Raw genomic sequence first — 3,127 nt, forward strand, 5'->3', positions numbered from 1 at the left:
TACAGATCTGGTCTGGTGGCCTGGCGCCGACCGACTCTCCCGCGTCTTAAGACGCAGTACCATGGGCGCTGGGGTGTTTCACGGCCGAGTTCGGGATGGGATCGGGTGTATCAACCTCGCTGTAGGCACCAGGCCACCGGGCCAGATCTGTAGGGACGGATGGGGTGTTGTGGATGGTGTGTTGTTGAGTGTTGTGCGTGTTGGTGCTGCGTGCGGCGAGGGTTTTGCCCTCAGCGGTGGGGGTTTGTGAGTTCGATCGGGCGATTAGGACCGCTCAGCTGCGCTCGTTACCGAGCTTCCACTTGCGGCCTATCGACGTGCTGGTCTTGCACGGCCCTTGGGGAGACCTGGTTTTGAGGCTGGTTTCCCGCTTAGATGCCTTCAGCGGTTATCCGTTCCGCACTTGGCTACCCGGCGATGCCACTGGCGTGACAACCGGTGCACCAGAGGTGCGTCCATCCCGGTCCTCTCGTACTAGGGACAGATCCTCTCAAGTCTCCAACACCCATGGCAGATAGGGACCGAACTGTCTCACGACGTTCTAAACCCAGCTCACGTACCGCTTTAATCGGCGAACAGCCGAACCCTTGGGACCTGCTCCAGCCCCGGGATGCGATGAGCCGACATCGAGGTGCCAAACCTCCCCGTCGATGTGGACTCTTGGGGGAGATCAGCCTGTTATCCCTAGAGTACCTTTTATCCGTTGAGCGATGGCCCTTCCACGCGGGACCACCGGATCACTAAGGCCGACTTTCGTCTCTGCTCGCGCTGTCGCGCTCGCAGTCAGGCGGGCTTATGCCTTTGCACTCAACAGCCGATGTCCGACCGGCCTGAGCCCACCATCGCGCGCCTCCGTTACACTTTGGGAGGCGACCGCCCCAGTCAAACTGCCCACCAGGCAGGGTCCCGACCCCGGCTAACGGGGTTCGGTTAGACGCCAGAAAGGCACAGGGTGGTATTTCAAGGTTGCCTCCACCAAGGCTAGCGCCCCGGCTTCATCGGCTCCCACCTATCCTACACAGTCCCTTCCTGGCGCCACTGCCAAGCTGCAGTAAAGGTTCATAGGGTCTTTCCGTCTGACCACGGGTACCCCGCATCTTCACGGGGAATTCAATTTCGCTGAGCCCATGCTGGAGACAGTGGGGAGGTCGTTACGCCATTCGTGCAGGTCGGAACTTACCCGACAAGGAATTTCGCTACCTTAGGACCGTTATAGTTACGGCCGCCGTTTACCGGGGCTTCAGTTCGATGCTTGCACATCTCCCTTTAACCTTCCGGCACCGGGCAGGCGTCAGACCCTATACGTCATCTCTCGATTTCGCAGAGCCCTGTGTTTTTACTAAACAGTCGCCACCCCCTGGTCTGTGCCACCCCTCACCGCTTGCGCGACAAGGGGTCTCGCTTATCCCGAAGTTACGCGAGCAATTTGCCTAGTTCCTTCAGCATGGTTCTCTCAAGCGCCTCGGTATACTCAACCAGTCCACCTGTGTCGGTTTCGGGTACGGTCCATAATCCCAGTGCTATTTCCCGGACCAATCCACCTGCCCCCTCAATCCGATAAGAGGGAACCGCGCTTCATGGTCGTCACATCTGGGGGGCCAGGGAATATTCACCCTGTTTCCATCGGCTACGGCTTTCGCCCTCGCCTTAGGGGCCGGCTCACCCTGCGCGGATTGGCCTTGCGCAGGAACCCTTGGACTTTCGGCGAGAGGGGTTCTCACCCTCTTTGTCGCTACTCATGTCCGCATTCGCACTTCCCATACCTCCAGGACCCCTCACAGGTATCCCTTCGCAGGCCTAGGGAACGCTCCGCTACCGCGTGCATTGCTGCACACCCACAGCTTCGGCTCGTGGCTTGAGCCCCGTTACATTTTCGCCGCAGAACAGCTATTAGACCAGTGAGCTATTACGCTTTCTTTAAAGGATGGCTGCTTCTAAGCCAACCTCCTGGTTGTTTTGGCCGTCCCACATGCTTTCCCACTTAGCCACGAATTAGGGGCCTTAGCTGGTGGTCTGGGCTGTTTCCCTCTCGACAATGGACCTTAGCACCCACTGTCTGTCTGCCAGGCTACACTCACCGGCATTCGGAGTTCGGTAGGGTTTGGTAGGGCTTTGGGCCCCCCTAGCCCTTCCGGTGCTCTACCTCCGGCGGTGACCACCTGACGATCTACCTCAATAGATTTCGCGGAGAACCAGCTATTTCCGAGTTTGATTGGCCTTTCACCCCTAGCCACAGCTCATCCCCGACTTTTTCAACAGGCGTGGGTTCGGCCCTCCAGTGGGTGTTACCCCACCTTCAGCCTGGCCATGGCTAGATCACTCGGTTTCGGGTCTCATGCCGGCAACTCAGGCGCCCTTGTCAGACTCGCTTTCGCTACGCCTACACCTCACGGCTTAAGCTTGCTGCCAACACGAACTCGCGGACCCATTATACAAAAGGTACGCCGTCACTCTTTCGAGCTCCGACTGCTTGTAAGCGCTCGGTTTCAGGTCTCTTTCACTCCCCTTGTCGGGGTGCTTTTCACCTTTCCCTCACGGTACTTGTGCACTATCGGTCGCCAAGGAGTATTTAGGCTTCGAGGGTGGTCCCCCGATGTTCAGACAGGGTTTCACGTGCCCCGCCTTACTCAAGAACCTGCCAGCGCCATACGCCTACGGGGCTATCACCCACTGCGGCAGACCTTTCCAGATCCTTCGGCTTAACACTGACAGGCCACTGGCCTGCTCCCCTTTCGCTCGCCACTACTCGGGGAATCTCTGTTGATGTCTTTTCCTCCGGGTACTGAGATGTTTCAGTTCCCCGGGTTCGCCTCCACAGCCTATGTATTCAGCTGAGGATCTCCATAAAGGAGGGGTTTCCCCATTCGGACATCCGCGGATCAACGATCGCTCGCATCTCCCCGCGGCTTTTCGCAGCGTGCCACGTCCTTCATCGCCTCTTGGCGCCAAGGCATCCACCGAACGCCCTTCATTCACTCACAACTCCATCCACCGCCCGCACGCAGAACCAACACGCAGGAACCTTCGCCCCCACGCCAGTCCCACATGTCCAATCAGACAGCAGACACCGAGTACGCATCACTCATCCCAGAAAGACACCCAGCACATCACCACATCCCCAAGGCAT

At 58.5% G+C, this 3,127-nt stretch carries 2 rRNA genes; both read right to left on the reverse strand.

The features are described from left to right. Window positions 1–18: 18 nt before the first annotated feature. Window positions 19–133, reverse strand: a 5S ribosomal RNA gene (gene rrf, locus J8J14_RS24365). 110 nt (window positions 134–243) lie between these two features. Continuing rightward, a 23S ribosomal RNA gene (locus J8J14_RS24370) occupies window positions 244–2,981 on the reverse strand. Between the last annotated feature and the right edge of the window lie 146 nt (window positions 2,982–3,127).

Origin of the sequence: Pararoseomonas baculiformis (assembly GCF_017813395.1) — a bacterium.
Classification (GTDB): Bacteria; Pseudomonadota; Alphaproteobacteria; order Acetobacterales; family Acetobacteraceae; genus Roseomonas; species Roseomonas baculiformis.